Source organism: Nocardia cyriacigeorgica GUH-2 (genome assembly GCF_000284035.1).
Classification (GTDB): domain Bacteria; phylum Actinomycetota; class Actinomycetes; order Mycobacteriales; family Mycobacteriaceae; genus Nocardia; species Nocardia cyriacigeorgica_B.
Genome location: NC_016887.1, coordinates 3,335,333 through 3,358,683 on the forward strand (window position 1 = coordinate 3,335,333; position 23,351 = coordinate 3,358,683).

General features: G+C 66.9%; 19 protein-coding genes, 1 tRNA gene and 2 pseudogenes. 14 read left to right on the top strand and 8 right to left on the bottom strand.

Going from position 1 to position 23,351, the window contains the following annotated elements; all coding sequences use genetic code 11:
* Nucleotides 1-234 precede the first annotated feature (234 nt).
* Nucleotides 235-1,182: pseudogene (locus NOCYR_RS30475) on the top strand (recombinase family protein); the annotation flags it as partial.
* Between the two features lie 694 nt (nt 1,183-1,876).
* Here the strand turns inward: NOCYR_RS30475 and NOCYR_RS14900 are convergent.
* Both NOCYR_RS14900 and NOCYR_RS14905 read right to left on the bottom strand, forming a co-directional pair.
* Nucleotides 1,877-1,961: transfer RNA gene (locus NOCYR_RS14900), tRNA-Leu, on the bottom strand.
* Nucleotides 1,962-2,329: 368 nt separating this feature from the next.
* Nucleotides 2,330-3,469 carry an acyl-CoA dehydrogenase family protein gene (locus NOCYR_RS14905; RefSeq protein WP_014351210.1) on the bottom strand — a complete coding sequence of 380 codons (1,140 nt, stop codon included), beginning with the start codon at nt 3,467-3,469 and terminating at the stop codon, nt 2,330-2,332.
* 100 nt (nt 3,470-3,569) lie between these two features.
* Between NOCYR_RS14905 and NOCYR_RS14910 the strand changes: the two genes are divergently transcribed.
* The 11 genes from NOCYR_RS14910 (at nt 3,570) to NOCYR_RS14955 (ending at nt 14,285) form a co-directional block, all read left to right on the top strand.
* Complete coding sequence (locus NOCYR_RS14910; protein ID WP_014351211.1) at nt 3,570-4,151, top strand: TetR/AcrR family transcriptional regulator; 582 nt, start codon at nt 3,570-3,572, stop codon at nt 4,149-4,151.
* 487 nt (nt 4,152-4,638) lie between these two features.
* Nucleotides 4,639-5,691, top strand: coding sequence for a hypothetical protein (locus NOCYR_RS14915; RefSeq protein WP_014351212.1), 1,053 nt, complete (start codon nt 4,639-4,641; stop codon nt 5,689-5,691).
* A 43-nt stretch (nt 5,692-5,734) separates the two neighbouring features.
* Nucleotides 5,735-6,208, top strand: coding sequence for a CinA family protein (locus tag NOCYR_RS14920; RefSeq protein ID WP_014351213.1), 474 nt, complete (start codon nt 5,735-5,737; stop codon nt 6,206-6,208).
* A 175-nt stretch (nt 6,209-6,383) separates the two neighbouring features.
* Nucleotides 6,384-7,238 carry an AraC family transcriptional regulator gene (locus tag NOCYR_RS14925; RefSeq protein ID WP_158430171.1) on the top strand — a complete coding sequence of 285 codons (855 nt, stop codon included), beginning with the start codon at nt 6,384-6,386 and terminating at the stop codon, nt 7,236-7,238.
* Nucleotides 7,172-7,357, top strand: coding sequence for a helix-turn-helix domain-containing protein (locus NOCYR_RS31020; protein WP_081505420.1), 186 nt, complete (start codon nt 7,172-7,174; stop codon nt 7,355-7,357). The genes NOCYR_RS14925 and NOCYR_RS31020 overlap by 67 nt, the downstream gene beginning before the upstream one ends.
* Complete coding sequence (locus tag NOCYR_RS14930; protein ID WP_014351215.1) at nt 7,354-8,334, top strand: GlxA family transcriptional regulator; 981 nt, start codon at nt 7,354-7,356, stop codon at nt 8,332-8,334. Before NOCYR_RS31020 ends, NOCYR_RS14930 begins: the two co-directional genes overlap by 4 nt.
* Nucleotides 8,335-8,431: 97 nt before the next feature.
* Nucleotides 8,432-9,394, top strand: coding sequence for an alpha/beta hydrolase (locus NOCYR_RS14935; protein ID WP_014351216.1), 963 nt, complete (start codon nt 8,432-8,434; stop codon nt 9,392-9,394).
* 14 nt (nt 9,395-9,408) lie between these two features.
* Complete coding sequence (locus NOCYR_RS14940) at nt 9,409-10,194, top strand: alpha/beta fold hydrolase (protein ID WP_048833406.1); 786 nt, start codon at nt 9,409-9,411, stop codon at nt 10,192-10,194.
* 11 nt (nt 10,195-10,205) lie between these two features.
* A complete protein-coding gene (locus NOCYR_RS14945; RefSeq protein WP_014351218.1) occupies nt 10,206-11,051 on the top strand; it encodes an alpha/beta hydrolase in 846 nt (281 codons plus the stop codon).
* Nucleotides 11,052-11,438: 387 nt separating this feature from the next.
* Nucleotides 11,439-12,155 (top strand): histidine phosphatase family protein, encoded by a 717-nt coding sequence (locus NOCYR_RS14950; protein WP_014351219.1) that lies wholly within the window; start codon nt 11,439-11,441, stop codon nt 12,153-12,155.
* Nucleotides 12,156-12,449: 294 nt separating this feature from the next.
* Nucleotides 12,450-14,285, top strand: a complete 1,836-nt coding sequence (locus tag NOCYR_RS14955; RefSeq protein WP_014351220.1) for a DNA/RNA non-specific endonuclease — start codon at nt 12,450-12,452, stop codon at nt 14,283-14,285.
* Nucleotides 14,286-14,303: 18 nt separating this feature from the next.
* Here NOCYR_RS14955 and NOCYR_RS14960 read toward each other — a convergent pair whose 3' ends face one another.
* On the bottom strand, nt 14,304-15,458 hold the full coding sequence (locus tag NOCYR_RS14960; protein WP_014351221.1) for an esterase-like activity of phytase family protein: 1,155 nt from the start codon (nt 15,456-15,458) through the stop codon (nt 14,304-14,306).
* Between the two features lie 93 nt (nt 15,459-15,551).
* A pseudogene (locus NOCYR_RS14965) lies at nt 15,552-15,797 on the bottom strand (NAD(P)/FAD-dependent oxidoreductase); the annotation flags it as partial.
* A 204-nt stretch (nt 15,798-16,001) separates the two neighbouring features.
* On the opposite strand from NOCYR_RS14965, the gene NOCYR_RS14970 reads away from it, so the two are divergent.
* Both NOCYR_RS14970 and NOCYR_RS14975 read left to right on the top strand, forming a co-directional pair.
* Nucleotides 16,002-16,529, top strand: coding sequence for an SLATT domain-containing protein (locus NOCYR_RS14970; RefSeq protein ID WP_014351223.1), 528 nt, complete (start codon nt 16,002-16,004; stop codon nt 16,527-16,529).
* A 244-nt stretch (nt 16,530-16,773) separates the two neighbouring features.
* The gene (locus tag NOCYR_RS14975; RefSeq protein WP_014351224.1) at nt 16,774-19,740 is read left to right on the top strand and encodes a (Fe-S)-binding protein; all 2,967 of its coding nucleotides are present in this window, start codon (nt 16,774-16,776) and stop codon (nt 19,738-19,740) included.
* Nucleotides 19,741-19,747: 7 nt separating this feature from the next.
* Here NOCYR_RS14975 and NOCYR_RS14980 read toward each other — a convergent pair whose 3' ends face one another.
* From NOCYR_RS14980 to NOCYR_RS14995, 4 genes are all read right to left on the bottom strand, one after another.
* The gene (locus NOCYR_RS14980) at nt 19,748-20,371 is read right to left on the bottom strand and encodes a TetR/AcrR family transcriptional regulator (RefSeq protein WP_148280654.1); all 624 of its coding nucleotides are present in this window, start codon (nt 20,369-20,371) and stop codon (nt 19,748-19,750) included.
* A gap of 114 nt (nt 20,372-20,485) precedes the next feature.
* Entirely contained in the window at nt 20,486-21,313 is an 828-nt protein-coding gene (locus NOCYR_RS14985; RefSeq protein WP_014351226.1) for an SDR family NAD(P)-dependent oxidoreductase, read from the bottom strand.
* On the bottom strand, nt 21,310-22,140 hold the full coding sequence (locus NOCYR_RS14990; protein ID WP_014351227.1) for a crotonase/enoyl-CoA hydratase family protein: 831 nt from the start codon (nt 22,138-22,140) through the stop codon (nt 21,310-21,312). Before NOCYR_RS14990 ends, NOCYR_RS14985 begins: the two co-directional genes overlap by 4 nt.
* On the bottom strand, nt 22,140-23,300 hold the full coding sequence (locus tag NOCYR_RS14995; protein WP_014351228.1) for an acyl-CoA dehydrogenase family protein: 1,161 nt from the start codon (nt 23,298-23,300) through the stop codon (nt 22,140-22,142). Before NOCYR_RS14995 ends, NOCYR_RS14990 begins: the two co-directional genes overlap by 1 nt.
* Nucleotides 23,301-23,351 lie beyond the last annotated feature (51 nt).

Consider the following 23,351-nt stretch of genomic DNA (forward strand, 5'->3'; position numbering starts at 1 on the left):
TCAACGTCCCGACCGACCCGCCGATGCTCAACGTCCCAGCAGCTAGGGTGTTGCTAGAGATCATTCTCCGACATGCCCATCGTGCTGATGGCGGGACCGCGGACAGCTCCGGACCAAGTCCACCTCCAATGCCACGGCATACATCCCCGGTCGGGCGTACACGGGTCGGACCAACAGGGTCCAGCCACCATCGAACACCGCGCCTTTCTCAACCAGCAGGAGGAATCGCAGCAAATGATCAGATTCGCTTTCGCCGGGCGGGTCTCCACCGAAGACCAACAAGATCCGGATGCGTCTCGCAACTGGCAGCTGGGAAGAGCGAGCGCCCTGGTCGGTCAGCATGGGCAGATCGTCGCGGAGTTCTTCGACATCGGGCAGTCGCGGTCGATTCCATGGAAGCGACGCCCCGCTGCCGGGCGGCTACTCGAGCTGCTCAGACATCCCGGGCGAGGCTTCGACGCGGTCGTGATCGGTGAACCCCAGCGCGCGTTCTACGGCAATCAGTTCGGGCTGACGTTTCCGGTTTTCGTCCACTACGGCGTGCAACTGTGGGTGCCGGAAGTCGGCGGCCCGATTGATCCGGACTCCGAAGCTCACGACCTGATCATGTCCGTCTTCGGCGGCATGTCCAAAGGCGAACGCAATCGCATCAAAATCCGCGTCCGGGCCGCCATGGCCGCGCAAGCCCAGGTCGAGGGCCGCTATCTCGGCGGGCGACCACCCTACGGATACCGTCTCGCGGATGCCGGCCCCCATCCCAACCCGGGCAAAGCCGCCGACGGTAAGCGGCTGCATACACTCGAACTGGACCCCGTCACTGCGCCAGTCGTGCAGCGAATCTTCAGGGAGTACCTATCGGGTATTGGGATTTTCGCGATCGCGCAACGACTTACGGCCGACGATGTTCTGTGCCCATCGGCATACGACCGCGGACGCAACAGCCATCGCTCGGGCGCAGCATGGTCAAAGAGCGCGGTGCGCGCAATCCTGGGCAATCCGCGCTACACCGGCTATGAGGTATGGAACAAGCAGCGCAAGCAGGAGTCCCTCATCGACGTCGATGACGTCGCCTTGGGCCACCAAACCCGGCTGGCGTGGAACCCGAAGACGGAATGGGTTTACTCCGATCAACCCGCTCATACCGCGCTCATCAGCAAAGACGTCTTCGAACAGACACAACTACGGCTTGCCGCCCGTGGTCCGCAATCGACCGGTCGGATTACGGCCCGACGGAAGCACCCGTACGCCTTCAAAGGGCTGTTGTTCCACAAAGCGTGTGGACGGCGGATGCAAGGAAACTGGAACCACGGGATGCCGCACTACCGCTGCCGGTATCCCTCCGAGTACGCCCTCGCCAACGACCTCGACCACCCGACTACGGTCTACCTGCGCGAAGACCGGCTCAGCGGCCCGATCGACTCGTGGTTGGCCACGATATTCCACCCAGATCGGATCAAGCATTCGCTGACCATGCTTGAAGGCGCCCAGATCGACAACATGTCGGCCATCGAGAGTGCGCGGCGATCACTCGCCGAACACGACCGCAAGCTGTCCCGATACCGAGCAGCACTGGAAGCAGGCACTGACCCAGCCCTTGTAGCGACCTGGACCCAACAGGTCCAGCGCGAACGTCAGGCGACTGCGGCACAGCTCACGGCACTAGAAGCCGAGCAGGCGCCGAACCACCGCATGGACTCAGACGAGATTCACCAACTTGTGACATCCCTGGGTGGGCTGGTTCACATTCTGAAGACGGCTGACCCTACCGACAAACTCGAGATATACCGGGAACTCGGCCTGAAGCTCACCTATGACCATGAAAAACAGGTGGTTGTGGCAGAAACTGCTCCAAAACCACCCGTGTGCGTACTGTCTGTGTCCGGAGGGGGACTTGAACCCCCACGCCCGATAAAGGGCACTAGCACCTCAAGCTAGCGCGTCTGCCATTCCGCCACCCGGACCGGTGTGCCCAGCAAGATTATCGGATGGTGCGGGCAAGCGCCAAATCGCGTCCTGACCTGGGTATCTGTTGCTGGATTGCCGCGCTGCGGCGGCGTCATCGCCTTCGCCATCGAGGTCAGCAGCGCGTTCTCGATGTTCCCGACGTTCCGGTGGTCGCCCCAGCGACCGCGAGGGCCGCGGCCCTCGGATCCGAGGACAAGACCCACACCTCTGTGCCGGGAACTCATTTCGGCGGGCCGATCCGCGAGGGCGCCCCTACGGGGCCGCTCTGGCTGCAGCCGAGATCAGCGACTGGCTCGCCGCAAGGTTCGGGTGAGGAACGAGTTCACGGCCATAGTGGATCGACGGGCGGTAGTGTGCGCTGTGGTCAGCCGGCGAGGTGGCGGCTGATGACCAGGCGCTGAATCTGGTTGGTGCCCTCGAAGATCTGGGTGATCTTGGCTTCCCGCATATACCGTTCGACCCGGAAGTCGCGGGTGTAGCCGTATCCGCCGAGCACCTGCACCGCGTCGGTGGTGACCTTCATCGCCGCGTCGGTGGCCACGAGTTTGGCCACCGACGCTTGACGGGAATACGGCAGCCCGGCGTCGCGGCGGCGGGCCGCATCGAGATAGGTCGCGCGGGCCGACTCGACTGCTGCGGCCATATCGGCGAGCAGGAAACCCAACCCCTGATGATCGATGATCTTGCGGCCGAACGCTGTACGCTCCTGCGCGTAGGACACGGCCTCGTCCAGCGCGGCTTGCGCCAGCCCCACCGCGACCGCGGCGATGCCCAACCGGCCCGAATCCAGCGCACTGAACGCGATCTGCAGACCCTGCCCCTCGGCACCGATCCGCCGCTCCTCCGGCACGAAGGCTCCGTCGTAGTGCGCGGACGTGGTGGGCACCGCATGCAGGCCCATCTTCTCCTCCGGCTTGCCGAAACTCAGACCCTCGGTGCCCTTGGATACGAGGAAACACGAAATCCCCTTGGAACCCTCACCCGTACGCGCGAACAGGTTGTAGAAGTCGGCGATGCCGCCGTGCGTGATCCACGCCTTGGCGCCGTCGATCCGGTACCCGCCGTCGACCGCCGTGGCTTTACATGCCAGCGCGGCGGCATCCGAACCCGCCTGCGGTTCGGACAGGCTGTAGGCGCCGACCGTGGCGCCACCCAGCATCTCCGGCAGCCAGCGCTGCTTCTGTTCCTCGGTCCCGAAAGTCATCAGCGGGTAGCAGGCCAGGCTGTGCACGCTCACGGCCACCGCGACCGCCGCCCAGCGCGCCGCGATTTCCTCCAGCACCTGCAGGTAGACCTCGTAGGGCTGGCCGCCGCCACCCCATTCCTCCGGATACGGCAGGCTCAACAGTCCCGCTTCCCCCAGAGTGGCGAACACGCCCTCGGGGTAGGTCTCGGCCTTCTCGTGCTCGTCGACGATCGGGGACAGCACCTTGTCGGCGATATCGCGGGTGAGCTGGATGAGCTCCCGTGCCTCGTCGGTGGGCAGAAGTCGATCGACAGCCACAGGAAATCCTCCGATGATACGCGGAACAGTACTTTGCTCCCCGTCACAGTACTGCCGCACCGACAGTACTGCAAGGCCCTCCGCAGTACTATTCGGCGGTATGGAGCAGCGTTCAACCTTCGCGACCCGCCGCCGCACAGAACTGTTCGACGAACTGGTCGAGCTGTTCCTCGCCGAAGGATTCGCCCATCTGACCCTCGATGCCATCGCGGCCCGATTGCGCTGCTCCAAATCCACGCTCTACACACTCGCCGGCAGCAAGGAACAGCTGGTCACCGCCGCCACCGTGCACTTTTTCAAACGCGCCACCGCGTCCGTCGAAGCCGAAGTGACCGCAACCATCGGTTCACTCGAGCGCATCGCCGCCTACCTCACCGCCGTCGGCGCGGCGCTGGCCGTGGCCTCCGACCGGTTCATGACCGACCTGGACGCCTTCACCCCCGCCCGCGAAGTCTATGAACGCAACACCCGTATTGCCGCCCGCCGCGTCCAGGAACTCATCGATGAGGGTGTGGCCACGGGCGAATTCCGCGGTGTGCACGCCGCATTCGCCGCGGACCTGGCCGCCACCATGATGGTCCGGATCCAGCAGGGCGGTGTTCGCACCACCACCGGACTCGACGATGCGGCCGCTTACCGCGAGCTGGCCGCCATCCTGACCCACGGCATCAGCGCCCGCTAGCCCCTCCCGGGCTCCCGGCACCTCCCACCACCGGCCACCGGCAGCCCGCCGCCCAGCACGTCCGCCGGGCAAGGACCGCCACAGCACCCCGAGTCGTGCCACCGCACTCAGGCCGCCGGGCCTCGCGCCGAGCGGACGAGCGGTAGGTTGACCACCAGGGCCGCGACCGCCGGCCGGACGCGACGCGGTACGACCTCGTCCACCACCAGAGGAGCATGGGTTGCCAGAGCAGGCCGTCGACGAGAGCGGCGTGGACCGGGGCAGCGTTGCCGGCTAGGCGGATGGTTCGGCATGTCGCGCGACGACACGCGGAGCCACATAGGCCAGCGCCTGCCTCCGCTTAACGCTCCTTCCTGCGCGAGGGACGAGCCGTCACGGTGCGGGGTGACGGAACGCGGCAGCTTGTATGGCCGGCGGCTCGAACTGAGCTGGTGCTCCGCGCCTGGACCGGCTCAATGAACGCGAGTGGGCGCACCGCCCGGTCGTCGTGCTGTGCCGCAGCGCCGAATTCGACTACCTCGCCCGGAAAGGCGACGACAACGGTCTACACGGCGCGGCAACGGTTACCCTCGATCCGCTCGACACCGGTCAGCCCGCTGACTACCTCACGCGCTTCCAGCACCGGGTACACGCCAAACACCCGGCCTGGGACCGGATTGTCACCCACCTACGCGAGCACACCGACACACCGTTGGCCGTGACCGTGCGCAACCCGTGGATGCTCGGCCTGTCCGCCACTGTCCTGCACCAGATCCCGCAGACCGCACTCGCTCTGCTCGACTGCCCCACTGCCGACGCTGTCCGCGATGGATTGTTTGCCGGGCAGATCCCCGCCGCGATCGCAGGCACCGACGACACCGCAAAATTCCGCGACTACACCAGCGACAATGTCGAGAAATGGCTCCGCACACTGGCTCGGCACCTGGAACACCGCCGCGACCTCGGACGAAACGGCACTGCTATCCGCCTCGACGAGATCTGGGAAATTGCCGGTACCAACCGAATCCGCCTGCTCCATGCACTGGTAGTCATACTCCTGGGCGGGCTGGTGTTCGGACTTATGTCCGGGCTTTTTGCCGGACTCCGGAACGGTCTCAGGACTGGGCTCGGGATCGGGCTCATGGCCGGACTCGGAGCCGGCCTCATGACTGGGCTCATGGTCGGGCTCAAAGTCACTGCGGACGAGCAGCTGGCTGTGGGCACCGATGCGCGGCGATTGATCCGCAACGACCTGGAGGCACTGCTCGCCCGGAGTGCTCTCTTCGGACTCGGGATCGGCATCGCCACCGGCGTCGCGGCCGGGCTTCGACCCGGGCTCGGAACCGGGTTGTTGGCAGTGTTCATCGCCGGGATGGTGTTAGGGCTCGTGAGCGGTCGGTACTTGCTGGCTCTACTTCTGTTCAAAATCACCGCGGACTTCCCGGCGCGGCCCGCCGCCTTCCTCAATTGGGCACGCAACAGTGGCCTGCTCCGCGTCAACGCCACCGCGTACCAGTTCCGGCACCAGTCCTACCAGCAGTGGCTGCTCCGGCCGAACTAGGCTGATGACCGCACGGATGCCCACCCGACAGGCGAGGGAGACCATGAGCGCGATTGCCGATCAGCTCGCCGAGCTCGCAGAACGACATGGCCTGACGGTGGCCGTCGCCGAATCGTTGACAGCGGGCAATGTCGCCGCCGCGCTGGGCGCAGCACCGGATTCGGCGGCATGGTTTCGCGGCGGCGTCATCGCCTACGCCACCGAGGTCAAACAGCGCGTACTCGATGTTCCCGACGTTCCGGTGGTCTCCGAGACCGCCGCGACCGCGATGGCCGAGGGCGTCCGGGCCCTGATGGACGCCGACATCGCCGTCGCCACCACCGGCGTCGGTGGACCAGGACCACAAGACGGCGAACCGGCCGGATCGGTGTGGTTCTGCGCTAGCTCGCGCGCAGGCGTGCGGACAAGCCACCGGCAATTCGACGGCGAACCAGAGAAGATCCTCGACCAATCGGTGCAGTACGCGATCGAACTGCTGCTGTCGATGGCGGAAACGATCACAGATAGCGCTCCCTGATCGCGGCACGCCGGCCACGGGTCGAGCGTTGTGCTGTGCGTGCAATGCCGACACCATTCGCCCTGTCGGTTTCCCCATTTTGCTGGTAAGCGGCTGTGCTGAGCGTGCCGCCCAGAGCGACTAGCGGCTGACGATTGCCACCGCGGTCGTCTACCGTTCGCGGAGTGAGTGTGCGTTGGGTGAGAGGCGGCGGCAGTTGCTGGTGTACGACAGCGAGCTGATCGCGGCCGCCGACCGGGCCGCAGCCTTGGATGCGGTGTTCAACGACCATGAGAACCCGCAGTCGGTGACCTTCGTGGCCGACCGGGAAATCAAGCACCGGATGTCGATGGCCGATCTCGGGCCGGGCGTGCATGTGGTGCGCAATACCGGAACCGGGCTGTGTGTCGTGCGCAGCGCACGCCACGTCGCGCAGGGCGCGCCGGAGCAGTTCGCGATGTTCATGCCGGTCCGCGGCGCGGGACTGCTCACCACCGCCGAGGGTGCCGCGCTCACCGAAGCGGGACAGGTGACGTTGATCGACACCTCTCGGCCATATGTGTATCGCCAGTCGGCTGTGTCGGACAACAAGGTCGTGATCTTCGACCCCGGCCTGCTGGATGTGCCGGTCGATGTCATCCGCGACGCGGCACCGTTTCTGCCGGCCAGTCCCGTCTATCCGCTGGTTCGCGCTCACTTCGCGGAGCTGTGCAACACCACCACCGAACTGCCCACGGAGGCGGCCCAGGCGGTTGGGCAGGCCACCGTTCAACTCGTGCGGGCATTGGTGACCACGGCACGAGATGAGCGCAGTGGCCGGGCGGCGATGGACGACAGCCTCGTCGTGCGGGTCGGGCTCTACATCGACGCCCACCTGCACGACCCAGCGCTGACTCCCCGTCGCATCGCCGAAGCGCACGATGTCTCGTTGCGGAGACTGTATTCCCGCTGGGCGGAGGCGGGCCGTCGGACCGGCATCGCCGAATGGATCATTCGCCGTCGATTACGAAGAGCCGCAGCGATTCTCACGAATCGCCGAGCGAGCCGGTAGTCGCCGAGGTGGCCCGGCGCACCGGGTTCACCAACGTGAGCCATTTCAACCGGCGCTTCCGCGCCGAGTACGGCATGGCGCCGCTGCAATGGCGCAGCCTGCAGCGGGCCGGACGATGACCGCACGGCGCCGCATCGGCATTCTGGTATTCGATGGTGTGAAGATGCTCGACTACACCGGGCCTGCCGAAGTGTTCGTGGAAGCCAATCAGTCGCTGCCCGGCTATGACGTGGTCACTGTCTCCCCCGATGGCGAGCCGGTGGTGACATCGCTCGGCACTCAGGTCTGCGTGATGGGCAGCGCCACGGACGCGGGGCCCTTCGACACCGTGCTGATCCCCGGTAGTGAGCTGCCGCCTGCCCGTTTCGTCACTCCCGAGGTTCTCGCCGCCACCGCTCACTTGGCGCGCCGCACCCGCAGACTCGCTTCGATCTGCAGTGGGGCATTCGTCCTGGCCGAACTCGGTGTGCTGAACGGGCGGCGCGCGACGACCCACTGGAAGTTCACCCGTGATCTCGCGGCGCGTTTCCCTGATGTCCTGGTGGATCCTGATGCGATCTATGTGCGAGACGGATCGGTGTACTCCTCGGCGGGTGTCGCCGCAGGCATCGACCTGGCGCTCGCACTGGTCGAGGACGACCACGGTTCGGCGGTAGCGCGCCGGGTCGCCCAGTCCCTGCTGGTGTACATGCAGCGCGGCGGCGGACAGTCGCAGTTCTCGGCGGCGCTGAGCGGTCCCGTTCCGCGTAGTCCCCTGGTGCGCGCACTGGCCGATCTGATCTACGCCGACCCCGCCCGGCCGTATACGGTGCAGCTGCTCGCGGCGCATGCGCGGGTCAGCCCTCGCCACCTCACACGATTGTTTCGTGAGGAACTCGACAGTTCGCCCGCGGAGTATGTGGCGTTCGTACGGTTCACCGTCGCCCGGGACAAACTCGACGCCGGATACACCGTCACCGAAGCGGCCGCGCTGGCCGGGTACGGGAGCAGTGAGGTGATGCGGCGGGCCTTCGTGGCCCGGCTCGGGGTTTCACCGAAGAAGTACCAGCAACGTTTCCGCACCACCATCGCCGATCGCGCGCCCGAGCATGTCTGATTTGTAGGGATTTTTGGCTCGCCGAGCGGGGCGCGGAACCGATTTGGTGACCAAGACTGAAGGCCACAGTTCCTCCTCCTCATCAGGATTGGTCATCATGCCCGGAAATCCCCATGGCCTGCCGCTCGAACCGGCCGCGCAAGCGTTCGTCGACGCCACCTCCGAGCCTCCGTACCTCTACCAGCTGCCGCCGGAGGAGGGACGCAAAGCGGTGGATGCCGTCCAGGACTCCCCGATCGACAAGCCCGCGATCGACGAGGAGTGGATCACCGTCTCCGGCGGTCCTACCGGCTCGGTGCCGGTGCGCATCGTCAAGCCGGTCGATGCCTCGGCCCCCTTGCCGGTGATCGTCTACACCCATGGCGCCGGGTGGGTTTTCGGCGACGCTCACACCCACGACCGGCTGGTCCGCGACCTGGCCGTCGGCGCCGATGCCGCCGTGGTCTTTCCCGAGTACGACCGCTCGCCCGAGGTGGGCTACCCCATCGCGAACGAGCAGTCCTACCGCGTCGCGCAGTGGGTCAGCACCGAGGGCGCGGCCAAGGGCCTGGACTCCTCGCGGATCGCGATCGCCGGAGATTCGGTGGGCGGCAATATGGCCATCGCCCTGACCTTGATGGCGAAAGAGCGCGCAGACGTATCCTTCCGGGCGCAGGTGCTGTTCTATCCGGTCACCGATGCCAACTTCGATACCGGGTCCTATCAGCAGTTCGCCGAAGGTTATTTCCTCACCCGCGACGGTATGCGGTGGTTCTGGGATCAGTACACCACCAGCGACGCCCAGCGGGCCGAGATCACGGCTTCTCCCCTGCGCGCGAGCCTCGACCAGCTCGCGGACCTGCCTCCCGCACTGGTCATTACCGCGGAAGCCGACGTGCTGCGGGATGAAGGGGAAGCCTTCGCGGGCAAGCTCCGGGCGGCCGGTGTGCCCGTCACCGCCGTCCGCTATGGCGGGATCGTCCACGACTTCGTCATGGTCAACTCCCTGCACCAGACCCAGGCCGCACGCGCCGCCGTCGCCCAGGCGGTCGCCCATCTGCGCGCCGCGCTACACGGCTGAAAGGACGCGCGCTCATGCGGACAACGACATTCACCGGATTGCTCGCCGCCGCCCTGTGCGGTATCTGTGCCAGTGCGCTGACGGTGCCGACGGCGCAAGCAGTGTCGCAGGAGCCGACGATCGTGCTGGTGCACGGCGCCTTCGCCGACGGCACCAGCTGGGACGGCGTCGCGGCCGACCTGCGTGCCGACGGACATCACGTGGTGACACCGGCCAACCCGTTGCGCGGGCCGGCTTCCGACGCGCAGGCCATCGAAGGGGTCCTCGCCGGCATCGACGGCCCGATCGTTCTCGTCGGCCACTCATATGGCGGAGCCGTCATCACCAACGTCTCCGATCCCGATGTCACGGCGCTGGTGTATATCGCGGCGTTCGCGCCGCACCAGAACGAGCCGACCCAACTGGCGCTGGATCCGATCCGCTATCCGGGAAGTCGTCTGCTGCCACCCGCCCTGGCGGTGACCAGCACAGACGCCGGTCTCGACGCCTATGTCGATCCCCGCTACTTCCGGGAGGTCTTCGCCCAGGACGTCGGCGAGCAGACCGTCACCGACATGATCGCCCACCAGCGTTCACTCGCCCTCACCGCCAACCTCGAACCCTCGGGTCCGCCCGCCTGGGCCACCGTGCCCAGCTGGTACCTCGTCGCCGAACAGGACCGCGTCATCCCCCCGGCCTCCCAACGCGCCATGGCAGCCCGCATGGGTGCGCGCACCAGCGAGATCTCCGCATCGCATGCGTGCCTCGTTTCCCGGCCCGCCGCCGTCGCCGACCTCATCGCCGAGGCGGCCGATCAGTGACAGGAAATCCGTTGTCCCCCAGTATCGACCAGCACACTCTCGACCAGATCGACCGAGCCAACGGCAGCAGCCACACCCCCGTCGCCTTCATTCACGGCCTCTGGCTGCTGGCCGGCAGTTGGGACCGTTGGGCCGCACTGTTCGCCGACGCCGGTTATGCGCCGGTCGCGCCGTGCTGGCCCGATGATCCGGAGACAGTCGAGCGGGCCCGCGCTCATCCCGACGTGTTCGCGGGCAAAACCGTCGGCCGAGTCGCCGGCCATTACGCCGAGATCATCGGCCGGCTGGACCGCAAACCCGCGGTGATCGGCCACTCCTTCGGGGGTTTGCTCACTCAGATCCTCGCCGGCCGCGGACTGTCCGTTGCCTCGGTCGCCATCGATGCCGCGCCTTTTCGCGGAGTACTCCCACTGCCCATCAGCTCACTGCGCGCGGCCGCACCGGTGCTCGGCAACCCCGTAAACCGCTCCCGCGCAGTGTCATTGACCTTCGAGCAGTTCAGGTTCAGTTTCGCCAACGCCGTCGACGAGGACGAGGCGAAACAGCTGTTCGAAACCTTTGCTGTACCCGCCCCTGGCGCTCCCCTGTTCCAGGCGGCAGCTGCCAACCGCAATCCCTGGTCGGAGACCAAGGTCGACACCCGCAACCCGGAACGCGGGCCGTTGCTGATCATTTCGGGAGAAAAGGACAACACCGTCCCCCGGGCGATCTCGATGGCCGCCTACCGCAAACAACAGGCCAACCCCGATATCACCGAGTTCGTCGAGATACCGGACCGCGGACATTCGATCACCATCGACAGCGGTTGGCGCGAGGTCGCCGAAACCTGCTTGGCATTCATCCGCCGCTTCGCCTGACCGGCACCCAACGAAGCTCGATTGTCGTCTCCGGCCCGGTGCCGGGCCGGGGGTCGCAGCGGGACCCCTGTCCGTGGAGCGTCGTAAGCCTCGAAACGACGGTAGCCCACGACCGCCTCGATCAGAGCATGAGCCGGCGACGATCGTGGAGTCGAGTTCGATCTCGCCGGCCACGACCGAGGCGTGGTCGGCGGGCCCGGGCAGCCGGGGCATCTCGCCGGGCAGGTCGGTCGTTCATCCCGGGCCCGGCGCAGCACCCAGGAAACGAACACGAAGGTTCCCGGCCACCGGGAGACGTCCTTGGGGGCCGGTCGGGCCGAACTTAGTGTGACTCCGGCCACTGGGACGTCCCAGTTCGGCCTTGCCAAGACCCGCTAGGGAGTCCCTATGAACCTGATGAAGTCTCGCCTGTTCGCGATGATCGCAGCGATCGTCGCGGCGGTGGCGCTCATGGCAGTCGGAGCAGGTGGTGCCGCCGCTGCGCCGAAGACCGGTGAAATGTTCCTGACCTTTGTCCGTCACGGCGAATCGGCCGGCAATAGTTCCGGCCTGATCGACACTTCCGTTCCCGGACCCGGCCTGACCGAGACGGGGCGGGCGCAAGCGGCCGCGGTCGCCCAGCTGCTGGCCGATTGCAAGTTCGACGGCGTGTACGCCTCGACGATGGTGCGGACCCAGCAGACGGCGGAGCCGACCTCGCAACTGTGCGGTCATTCCACCGTCGTCGAGGAGGGGCTGCACGAGATCGAGGCAGGCGTCTACGAGGGCACGCCGGAGAAGGACGCGCGCGAGGGCTACCTGGCCGCACCGATCCAGTGGCTGCAGGGCAACCTGGACGCCCGGATTCCCGGCTCGATCAACGGCCATGAGTTCAAGAAGCGCATGGACGATTCCCTCCAGGACATCCAGGACCGCGGCCACAAGCGCGCGGTGATCTTCTCCCATGGCGGCGCCATCATGTTCTGGACGCTCATGTCCGTCTCCAACCCCGACATGAGCAAGCTGCAGTCCGATCCGCTGCACAACACCGGCCGGGTGGTTGTGAAGGGCACTCCGGCGAAGGGCTGGAAGCTCGTCTCGTGGGACGGTCATGCCGCGGGCTGAGTCCGACCGGCTCGTTGTGGCTGCCGCCGTCACGAGTTGATCAGCGACTGAGCGCCACACCATGGTCCGCTGCCGCACTTGCCGGCAGCGGACCATGCGCTTGTCACAGGGGCACGACATACTGATTGGGCCACCCGAGCAAAGGCGCCCGTGGGCACTGACATACGAGCGCATCGCGGACCGGCCCGAACTGTGACTGCTGACACGATTCGGGACGGTGTGGAGGGTGTATCCGGTAGGCGCGGCGTTCGTCGCAGGATCGTCCTGTCCGGATCATGAAGGAGCCCAATCCTTATGCCCGCCGACCGACACTCTCCCGCCCCCGACGAGCGATTGCTGTCCGCGCTGCGCCGCTACATTCGAGCCAGGGGTGCCGGTTACCTCGATGATCCGAATATCACCTCGATCGGTGTCGGCTACAAGATCACCGATGGTGAGCGGACCGATACGGTGTCGTTGCAGTTCACCGTGGGCAGGAAGGTCGCGCTCGAGCGGTTGGAGTCGTTGGGCACGACCGCGATTCCGGAATCGATCGCGGTAGACGAGTTCGACGTGCCGACCGATGTGCTCGAGCGCCGGTACGAACCGTCGTATCGCGTGGTCACCGAGGCCAGCCCGCCGGAGACGAAGGTGCGGCGTGATCCGGTCGTGCCGGGTATCAGCGTTGCCAATATCAACGAGACCGCGGGCACTCTCGGGTGCATCGTCTACGACGCCACCGACGGCACCCCGCTGGTGCTGAGCAATTGGCACGTCCTGCACGGCCCCCGGGGCGCGATCGGCGATGTGGTCGTCCAGCCCGGCCCGCACGACGACAACCGGACCGACCGCAACCGCCTCGGCGTGCTCACCCGCTCGCACCTCGGCATCGCCGGTGACTGTGCCGTCGCCACGATCGAGGACCGCCGGTTCGACACCGGCATCCTCGGCATCGATGTCACCCCCACCGAACTCGGTGACCCGGAACTCGGCGATACCGTGATCAAGAGCGGGCGCACCACCTCGGTCACCCACGGTGTGGTGCGGCGGGTCGACGTCATCGTCAAGATCAATTATGGCGCCGCCGGCGAACAACGGATCGGCTGTTTCGAAATCGGCCCGGATTCCGCGCATCCCGCGCCCGGCGAGGAGATCAGCCGCGGCGGCGACTCCGGGGCGGTCTGGCTGTTCACCGCCGACGGCAAGCCCGGCACCGTGCTGGCCGGACTGCATTTCGGCGGCGAAACCGATTCCAGCCCGGACGAACACGCCCTGGCGTGCCTGCCGCGATCGGTCTTCGAAAAGCTCGAGATCAACCTCACTCCCCCGGCCACGGCCCAGACCACTGCCCCGGCCGGCTATGACGTGGACTTCCTCGGCGTCGGTGTCGATCTGCCTGCCATCGATCCCGGTCTCGCCGACGACACGTTCAGCCTCGACGGCTCCACCACCATCGCCTACACCCACTTCTCCCTCGCGCTCAGCACCTCGCGGCGCTTCCCCCGCTGGGTCGCGTGGAACATCGACGGCGGCGACATCAAGAAACTGGGCCGCAAGGGCCTCGAGTTCGTCCTGGACCCCCGGATCCCGGCCGAGTTCCAGGTCGGCAACGAACTCTACCGCGACAACCGGATCGACCGCGGACACATCGCTCGACGCGCCGACCTGCTCTGGGGCCCACAACCCGAAGCCGAACAGGCCAACAAGGATTCGTTCTACTACACCAACATCGCCCCGCAGATGGACGACTTCAACCAGAGCAGCCGCGACGGCGTCTGGGGGCGGATCGAGGACGCCGTCTTCGCCGACGCCGATGTCGACAACCTGCGCGTCAGCCTCATCGCCGGCCCAGTCTTCCGCGACGACGACCGCACCTACCGCGGCGTCCGGATCCCCCGCGAGTACTTCAAGATCGTCGTCTACCTGGACAAGGGCGTACTGCAGAGCCGGGCATTCCTGCTCACCCAGAACCTCGACCAACTCGAAGCCCTCGACCTCGACGAGTTCCGCACCTATCAGGTCACGGTCCCGGAGATCGAGAAACGCACCGGGCTTCGCTTCCCCGAAGCCGTCCACAATGCCGACACCGCGACGACCGAGTCGACCGGACGAACTGCGCCCCTCGACTCGGTCGAGGACATTCGCTGGTAACCCGCGCCTACGGCACGCTCACCGCACGGCGAGGGCGATGAACTGTGTCGGTGCGTCCATCCCCGGGGTCGCACCGAAGTTGTCGTCGGCGACCAGAATGAGGGTGCGTTCACCGGAGGGCAGCTTCGGCCCCCAGGTCATGCCTTCCACGATGCCGAGGCGCGTGAGACCGAGCCGGCCCAGGTCGGCGACCAGACGTTTGCGGGCCGGCTGGAGATCCGGTTTCGAGGTGAGCGCATCGAGGCCGCTGGTATCGGTGGCGCCGCGCAGGTCGGCCTCGAAGATCTTGATGGTGACCCCGGCGGACGACACCCCGCGCTCGAGAACCAGATACCGATCGGGGTTCTGGCTGCCTGCGGTCAGGATCGCCGAGACGCTGTTGATCCCGGGTCCCGCACCGGCCATCGGGTCGACCGGGTAGGCGACTTGAGTATCGACCCGCCCCTTCCGGTCCTGCACGGTCAACCGCACCAGCGCGCCGTGGTCCGGGGTGGGCTCCGGGCCGTCCTGCGCCAGCGGCCCTTCCAGGATGCTCGCGACGCGGCTGCCGCCCGCACTGAAAGTGAAGGCCTCGATACCTTGATTGGCGCGCGGCCCGCTGCCGTTCTCGTCGACGTGATAGTTGGCGGGCAGCTCGAGGTGACCGGCTGCGCTGCCGTCGGGGGTTGCGCGCCGGATCGAGGGATCGGTCACCAGGTGCGGCGGTGTCCGGTCACCTTCCTGACTCCACCAGATATCCGCGCCGTGCGGGTCGACGCGGATGTCCTCGGGATCTACCGGCGCGAGCTGATCGCAGGTCGCCCGCGATTGCGTGCACGGCTGCGCGGCCCACTGTTCTGCCGACGGATAGGTGCTGCCGTCGGCGCGTCGCAGGCTGTGCTGCCCGGTGAGGCGGACCTCGCCAAGGCCGGTCTCGGTCACCGCGATGTCGGCGGTGTAGAAGCGGGCCGGGTTGATCGCCGACCGGTCATCGGATATCAGCACGTAGGAGCCGGTGCGAGGGTCCCGATCGATACCGGAGAGGCCACCCACCGTGGTGCCCGCGTACTGAAGACCGGTGGGAAGCAGCTGCTCGCCGATCAGCCGGACGCCGTCGTCGGCCGCGGCGGACGCGGGCTGAACGGAGGCGAGCAGCGCCGCCGCGATGGTCGCGGTGATGTATCTGCCAATCATGAGTGGCATCGAAGCCTGGCACGGCCCGCAGGTTGCGGGGTGATCCCGCCTGATGGGAGACCACACCGGAAACCGGATGAATGCGCGCCACCGCTAGCTGAAAACGTAATCCTCCAACGGGAAGTGCCCACTGCGCCATGCGGCCTCCAGGGTCGACGCGGGCCGCAGCGGCACGTCGCCGTGTTTGTCGAAGTAGTAGCGGTTGGCGGTGGCGCAGCTGTCCTGCCAGAACACCTGGCCGCCGCGGCGAGCGAGCACTTCGCGGAAATAGCGGTCGTTGGCTTCCTCGGTGATTTCGATGCGGGCAGCGGCGGTGGCGCGGGCGTGGTGCAGGCAGCGGCCATCGCGGCACAACTCGGCACGATGTTCCTGCCGCCGGAACTCATCGGCGAACCCTAGGCCGCCATGCCGATCGTGGATTGACCACCGCTGCGGACAGCACCCGTCCACGGTAAGGTTCCCGGTGGACACGCCGACATCTTATGCGTGACAGGGGAATTGGGCCGATGCCGCGACTCGGCCGGGAGGGGCAAGGGTGCTGTGGTGGTCGACATTCCCGCGGACATCCCCAGCGAACTCGAGCCCATCGCCAAGGAAATACACCGGATCCACGAGAGCGCGGTCTGGAATAGCCAGGGGCATTTCGAGCAGATGAAGCTCTGGCGGGCGATGAACATGGTGCTCGGTGTGCCGGCCTCAGTGCTGGCCGCCATCGCCGGTGGCACCGGCCTGGCCGCGACGCAAGCCACCAGCGTCCCCGGCATTCTCGCCTTGACGGCCGCCGGATTCGGTGCCGCGCTCACGACCCTGAACCCGTCCCGCCGGGCGGAGCTGGCGCATGCGTCCGCGACCGCCTACCTCGAAATCCAGACCGCGGCCCGGCAACTGCTGACCGTCCGATTGGCGCGGCTGGGGTTCGAGGAGGCCGATGAAGAGCTGCGCGCGTTGACCAGCCGCCGCGATGCCGTGAACAAGTCTGCCGATGCGATCAACAGCTATTCGTACCGCCGGGCACGACGCAACACCTCGGGGATGGGCGTTCAGGAATTCGAGATCGACAAGGTCGCCTGAACAGCGCCTTCGTCGGTAGTTCACAGGCACGGCGCAGCCTCCGACGGTCTCGCCGATGCCGGCTGCCCGCGCCAACGGCAAACGCCCGCAACGAAACCGGCCTCGCCCATACCTCGTGGGCGAATTCCGCCGCCAGGCTATTGCATTACCCGATCCGAGTGGTACGTTGACCTACGAGACATAAGTTACCCGTCAGTAACATAGGTGCAGTTGCGGCTGGTGGCTGCTGGATTGGGGGAAGGTCATGAGCACAGCGACGGTCACACTGGGGCTCATCGGCGTCACGATCACGATTTTCTGCTGGGCCACCTTGGCCGTGGGGCTGAGCCGGATGCTGCGGCTGTTCGGTACCGGCCAACCCGACCGCACACGGCTGCGACCGGTGCTGCCCCGGCTGAAAACCGTTGCGGTCGAAGTCGCCGCGCATACGCGGATGAACAAGTTCCGGACCGTCGGCTGGGCGCACTGGCTGGTGATGGCCGGATTCCTGCTCGGGATGGTCTTCTACTTCGAGTCCTACGGGCAGACCTTCGATCCCGAGCTTCGCTGGCCGATCATCGGCGACACCGCCGGCTATCACCTGCTCGAAGAGATCCTCGGCTTCGGCACGATCATCGGCATCGTGGCGCTCATCGCCATCCGGCAGCTCAACCATCCGCGGCGACCCGAGCGCCTGTCCCGGTTCGGTGGGTCGAATTTCCTTGCCGCATATCTCATCGAGACCATCGTGCTCATCCACGGCATCGGCGATGTGCTGGTCAAGGCAGGCAAAATCGCCACCTACGGCGGCGGGCACCTGTCGACAGACCCGTTCACCATGCAGATCGCCCGGGTGCTGCCCGCCAGTCCGCTGATGATTTCGGTGCTCGCTTTCATCAAGATGCTCGCGGGCGCTGCGTTCCTCTATCTGATCGGCCGCAAACTCACCTGGGGTGTTGCGTGGCATCGGATTTCGGCGTTCTTCAACATCTATTTCAAGCGTGAGGACGATGGTGGTGTCGCCCTGGGTGCGGCGAAGCCGATGATGTCGAAGGGCAAGGCCCTGGACATGGAGAATGTGGATCCGGATACCGACACGTTGGGTGCGGGTCGGATCGAGGACTTCTCGTGGAAGGGTTGGCTGGATTTCACCACGTGCACCGAGTGTGGTCGTTGCCAGTCGCAGTGCCCGGCCTGGAACACCGGCAAGCCGCTGTCGCCGAAGTTGTTGATCATGTCGTTGCGTGATCACGGGTTCGCCAAGGCGCCGTACCTGCTGGCCGGTGGCCGCAAGGACATGGGCGGTGACGAGGTCGGCCTGGTCGACGCCGACGGCAACCCGGACGAGGCCGCGCTGGCCAAGATCTCCGAGACCGCGCGTGCGGAGGCGCAGCGGCCACTGGTCGGTGGCGAGGATGTCAGCGGCATCATCGACCCGGAGGTGCTGTGGTCGTGCACGACCTGTGGTGCGTGTGTGGAGCAGTGCCCGGTCGATATCGAGCATGTCGATCACATCATCGATATGCGCCGCTACCAGGTGCTGATCGAGTCGGAGTTCCCCTCCGAGCTCGCGGGGTTGTTCAAGAACCTGGAGAACAAGGGCAACCCGTGGGGCCAGAACGCCAAGGACCGGCTCAACTGGATCAACGAACTCGACTTCGACATCCCGGTCTTCGGTCAAGACGCCGACAGCTTCGACGGCTACGACTACCTGTTCTGGGTCGGCTGCGCCGGCGCCTACGAAGACCGCGCCAAGAAGACCACCAAGGCCGTGGCCGAACTGCTGGCCACCGCCGGGGTGAAGTTCATGGTGCTGGGTCAGGAAGAGACCTGCACCGGCGACTCCGCCCGCCGTGCGGGTAACGAGTTCCTGTTCCAGCAGCTCGCCGCGCAGAACATCGAACTGCTGGACTCGGTATTCGAGGGTGTGGAGCAGAAGCGCAAGAAAATCGTGGTCACTTGTGCGCACTGCTTCAACGCGCTCAACAACGAGTACCCGCAGGTCGGTGGCAGCTACGAGGTGGTGCACCACACCCAGCTACTCAACCGGCTGCTGCGCACCAAGCAGTTGGTGCCGGTGGCGTCGGTGTCGCAGAACGTCACCTACCACGACCCCTGCTACCTCGGTCGCCACAACAAGGTCTACAACGCACCCCGTGAGCTGATGGAGGCCTCCGGGTCGAACCTGGTCGAAATGCCCCGCCACGGCGAACGGTCGATGTGCTGTGGTGCCGGTGGTGCCCGCATGTGGATGGAAGAACAACTCGGCAAACGCATCAACATCGACCGCGTGGACGAGGCGTTGACCACCAACCCGGCCAAGATCGCCACCGGCTGCCCGTTCTGCCGCGTCATGCTCACCGACGGCGTCACCGCACGTCAGGAAGACGGCAAGGGCGAAGGGGTCGAGGTCGTCGACGTCGCCCAACTCATGCTCGACGCCATCGAACGGGTCGAACCGTCGAAGCTGACCGAGAACCTGACCGTCATCCAGGAACCCAAGGCCGAACCCGAACCCGAATCTCAGCCCGAGCCCGAGGCTGAGCCGGAGCCGGTGGCCGAGGCCACGCCCGCGGCGGCGAAGGCCGCTCCGGCCGGTGGTGGGCTGGCCATGAAGGGCCCCGCCAAGGCACCCGGCAAGGGCCTGGGCATGAAGGGCGCCGCCAAGGCACCCGGCGCCAAGGCATCGGCTCCGGCCGAGACCGAAGCCGCTGCGGCCCCCGCCAAGGGACTCGGCATGAAGGGCGCGGCCAAGGCACCCGGCGGCAAGGGACTTGCCATGAAGGGCGCCGCGAAGGCGGCGGCTCCTGCGGAGGCGGCGCCGGCAGCCGAAGCACCGGGCGAAACCGCTGCGGCAAGCACCGAAACCGCCTCGGCCCCTGCCGGATCCATGCCGACCGTCGCTCCCAAGGGTCTCGCCGTGAAGTCCGGCTTCAAGCGCCCCGGACCCAAGGCCCCCGGCGCCAAGGCACCGGCGGCCGCTTCCGCCGAGTCGGCGCCGGCCGATGCGGCACCGGCTTCGTCCGAATCCGCTTCGGCCCCGGCTGAATCCGCGCCGGCCCAAGCGGACACGGCCTCCGCGGCCACCGCGACCAAATCCACCGAGTCGGAGACCCAGGCCCCCACCGACGGCAACGGCGCCACGCCGGCCCCGCTGCCCACCGCCAAGCCGGGCGGTCTCGGCTTCAAGACCGGCGCCAAGGCACCCGGTGGCAGAAGTCTGGCGGGCTGACCGGCGGTTATCCCTCAGATCCGGGCGCGGGCGCGTCTTGGGGTGCCGCGCACAGGAGTGGGAATGCCGCGGTCCAGGCGGCGAGCACGCGGTCCTCGCGGGCGGAGTCGGCGCGCAGGATGCTGGTGAGGGCTTGGCCGCGGAGCAGTTCGATCAGGGCCTCGAAGGCGACGGAGAATCCTGGCTGCGAGGCGAGTTCGGGGCCGAAGGCCTCGGCGCCGAGGATGCGCAGCTCCTTGCCGACCTGACGTTCGTAGGGAGCCAGGACTTCGCGGAGGTTGTCGTCGGTGCGTGCGGCCATCCACAGTTCGTAGCCGGCAAGGTACAGCGGGCCGGACATGGCGCTGCGCAGGACCGAGATCGCGAACCGTACGCGGTCCTCGGTCGGGTCGCCTTGTGCGAGAGCGGCGCGGATGTCGCGGGCCTGCTGTTCGGCCACGCGCTGTACGGCCGCCACGAACATGTCGGCCTTGCTCGGGAAGTGGTGCAGCAGCGCGCCGCGCGATACCCCGGCGCGGTCCTGAACGCGCAGGGTGGTGGTGCCGGCGTAGCCGAACTCGACGAGACACTGCACCGTCGCCTCGGTCAGGCGGCGGCGCATCTCGATCGGATCGATCTTCCGGCTCGTCACCACTGCACCTCGTTGTCGTTTCCGCCCGGCCCGGCGATGATGCCGGGCCAGGCGGATCATCTTGTCACGAGGCAGCCGGCCACCAGATGACGGCCACGGTGGTGCTGCCCGCGCTCAGCCGACCAGCCCGCCGCTGCAGGCGAGCACCTCGCCGGTCACATAATCCGATTCGGGCAGGCACAGCAGATAGACCGCGCCGGCCGCTTCGCCGGGTGTGCCGAGCCGGCCCAGCGGGGCCATGTGCTGGGCGGCCTGCAGGATCATCGGGTTCACCCCGACCTTGATCTCGCGGCCCTGGATGTCGATGGTCGCGTCGCCGTCGGCCGCGGACTCGGTGAGCCGGGTCTTGATCAGTCCGAAGGCGACCGCGTTCACCGTCACCCGGTAGCGGCCCCACTCCTTGGCCATCGCCTTCGTCAGGCCGAGGATGCCCGCCTTGCCCGCGGAATAGTTGGCCTGGCCGGCATTGCCGTAGAGCCCCGCGAGCGAGGAAATATTGACCACCTTGCGGGTGACCGGAGTCCCCGCTTCCTTCTCCCGCTTGGCGGCGGCGCTGATCACCGGCTGGGCCGCGCGCAGAATCTGGAAGGGCGCCTTCAGATGGACGTCGAGGATGGCGTCCCATTGCTCGTCGCTCATCTTCTGCACCACACCATCCCAGGTGTAGCCGGCGTTGTTGACGATGATGTCGAGCCCGCCGAACTGCTCGACGGCGGTGTCGACGAAACGCTGCGCGAAGCCTTCCTCGGTGACGCTGCCCGGGCAGGCGACGGCCGCACCGCCCGCGCCGACGATGTCGTCGACGACGGCGGCAGCCGCAGCGGGATCCAGGTCGTTGATCACGACCTGCGCGCCCTGGCTTGCGAGCTTGTGGGCGATCGCCGCGCCGATGCCGCGGCCGGAGCCGCTGACGATCGCCGTCTTTCCGGCGAGAGTGCTCATGACTGGGTGGACCTTTCGGGTGCATCCTCGGGGTTGCCGAGGTCGGTGAAGGAGCCGTGTCGTCCGGCACCGCCGGCGAAGCGGGTAGCGCCGGCGAGTGTGTCGGTGGAGATGGAGACGACACCGTGCTCGTATTCATTGGCCAGCGCCTCGGTCTCGCCGAGACCTTCCTGTTCCAGCGCGGACAGCCGGTCCTGGCGCATGCAGGTCTGTGGGAAGGCGGCGAGCTGTTCGGCCAACTGCACCGCGGTGGCCAGCGACCGGCCTGCCGGGGCGACGCGGTTGACCAGGCCCATGCCCTGCGCCTCGTGCGCGCTCACGGGTCGGCCGGTCAGGATCAGATCCATCGCATGTCCGAGGCCGATCACCCGTGGCAGCCGGACGGTGCCGCCGTCGATCAGCGGCACGCCCCACCGGCGGCAGAACACGCCGAGCACCGTGTTCTCGTCGGCGACGCGCAGGTCGGCCCACAGCGCCAGCTCCAGTCCGCCCGCGACCGCGTGCCCGCTCAGCGCCGCGATCACCGGTTTCGACAGACGCATCCGCGACACCCCCATCGGGGCGTCCCCGTCGGAGGCGAAGCGGTTGGGGTCACCGGCGGCGACCGCCTTCAGATCGGCTCCGGCGCAAAATGTTCCGCCTTCACCGGTCAGGATCGCCACGGCGGCGTCGGGGTCGCGGTCGAACTCGCGGAACGCCGCTGCCAGGTCCTCGGCGGTGGCCCTGTTGACCGCATTGCGGACCTCGGGACGGTTGATGCTGACGATCGTGACCGGCCCCTTCTTGCGCACCAGCACCCGGTCGGTACTGCTCGAATCCACAGTCATCAGAGCGACCTCGCAATGATTTCTTTCATGATCTCGTTCGTCCCGCCGTAGATCCGTTGCGCGCGGGCGTTGGCGAACATCTCGGCGATCGGGTATTCGCGCATGTAGCCGTAGCCGCCGAACAGCTGCAGGCACCGATCCACCACCTGGCATTGGACGTCGGTGGCCCAGTATTTGGCCATGGAGGCCGTGGCGACGTCCAGCGTGCCCGCGTTGTGACGCACCACGCAGTCGTCGACGAACACCCGGGCGACCCGCGCCAAGGTCGCACATTCGGCGAGTTCGAACTTGATGTGCTGCTTGCTGAACAGTGGTTTGCCGAACGCCTCGCGTTCCTTCGTGTACGCCAGGGCCAGTTCGACCGCGCATTCGGTGGCCACCACGGCGCCCAGCGCGAGCAGCAGCCGCTCCTGCGGAAGCTGGTTCATCAGCTGGATGAATCCTTGGCCTTCCACACCACCGAGCAGATTCGCCGCCGGCACTCGCGCGTCGTCGAAGAACAGTTCGGCGGTGTCGCCGCTGTGCTGTCCGAGTTTGTCCAACACCCGCCCGCGCCGGAAGCCCGGACAATCGGCAGTGTCGACGAGGAGCAACGAGACACCGTGCGCTCCGGCGCTCGGATCGGTTTTGGCGGCCACCACGACGAGATCAGCGGAGCCGCCGTTGGTGATGAAGGTCTTCGCGCCGTTGATGACGTAGTCGTCGCCCTCGCGCACCGCACGAGTCCGCATACTCGCCAGGTCGGAACCACCGCTGGGCTCGGTCATGGCGATCGCGGCGATCACCTCACCGGTCGCCATCGACGGCAACCACCGACGCTTCTGCTCCTCGGTGCCGTAAGCGACCAGGTACGGCGCGACGATCCCGCTGTGGACGTGGTTGCCGAAACCCGGCTCGTCGATGCGGCCCTGTTCCTCGAGGACCACCATCTCCTGACCGAACGTGCCGCCCCCGCCGCCGTACTCTGCAGGCACCGCGATGCACAGCAGCCCGAGTTCCCCGGCACGCAGCCAGAATTCGCGATCGATGCAACGCTGCTCGGCCCAGCGCCGACGATTGGGCACCGCTTCGGCGGCGAAGAAGGCCCGCGCAGTGTCGCGCAACGCCGTCGCTTCGGCATCCGCGGCCCATTCGGGTGGCGACGTTGACGTGAGGCTCATGCGCGGCACTTTACAGTCAGTCTGGACTGACTGTAAAGGCCGATCAGCACG

Coding starts and splice junctions, on each gene's coding strand:
- NOCYR_RS14975 (WP_014351224.1), top strand. CDS start 16,774: ATGAGCACAGCGACGGTCACACTGGGGCTCATCGGCGTCACGATCACG.
- NOCYR_RS14950 (WP_014351219.1), top strand. CDS start 11,439: ATGAACCTGATGAAGTCTCGCCTGTTCGCGATGATCGCAGCGATCGTC.
- NOCYR_RS14955 (WP_014351220.1), top strand. CDS start 12,450: ATGCCCGCCGACCGACACTCTCCCGCCCCCGACGAGCGATTGCTGTCC.
- NOCYR_RS14995 (WP_014351228.1), bottom strand. CDS start 23,300: ATGAGCCTCACGTCAACGTCGCCACCCGAATGGGCCGCGGATGCCGAA.
- NOCYR_RS14940 (WP_048833406.1), top strand. CDS start 9,409: ATGCGGACAACGACATTCACCGGATTGCTCGCCGCCGCCCTGTGCGGT.
- NOCYR_RS14960 (WP_014351221.1), bottom strand. CDS start 15,458: ATGATTGGCAGATACATCACCGCGACCATCGCGGCGGCGCTGCTCGCC.
- NOCYR_RS14920 (WP_014351213.1), top strand. CDS start 5,735: ATGAGCGCGATTGCCGATCAGCTCGCCGAGCTCGCAGAACGACATGGC.
- NOCYR_RS14990 (WP_014351227.1), bottom strand. CDS start 22,140: ATGACTGTGGATTCGAGCAGTACCGACCGGGTGCTGGTGCGCAAGAAG.
- NOCYR_RS14930 (WP_014351215.1), top strand. CDS start 7,354: ATGACCGCACGGCGCCGCATCGGCATTCTGGTATTCGATGGTGTGAAG.
- NOCYR_RS14910 (WP_014351211.1), top strand. CDS start 3,570: ATGGAGCAGCGTTCAACCTTCGCGACCCGCCGCCGCACAGAACTGTTC.
- NOCYR_RS31020 (WP_081505420.1), top strand. CDS start 7,172: ATGGATCATTCGCCGTCGATTACGAAGAGCCGCAGCGATTCTCACGAA.
- NOCYR_RS14935 (WP_014351216.1), top strand. CDS start 8,432: ATGCCCGGAAATCCCCATGGCCTGCCGCTCGAACCGGCCGCGCAAGCG.
- NOCYR_RS14985 (WP_014351226.1), bottom strand. CDS start 21,313: ATGAGCACTCTCGCCGGAAAGACGGCGATCGTCAGCGGCTCCGGCCGC.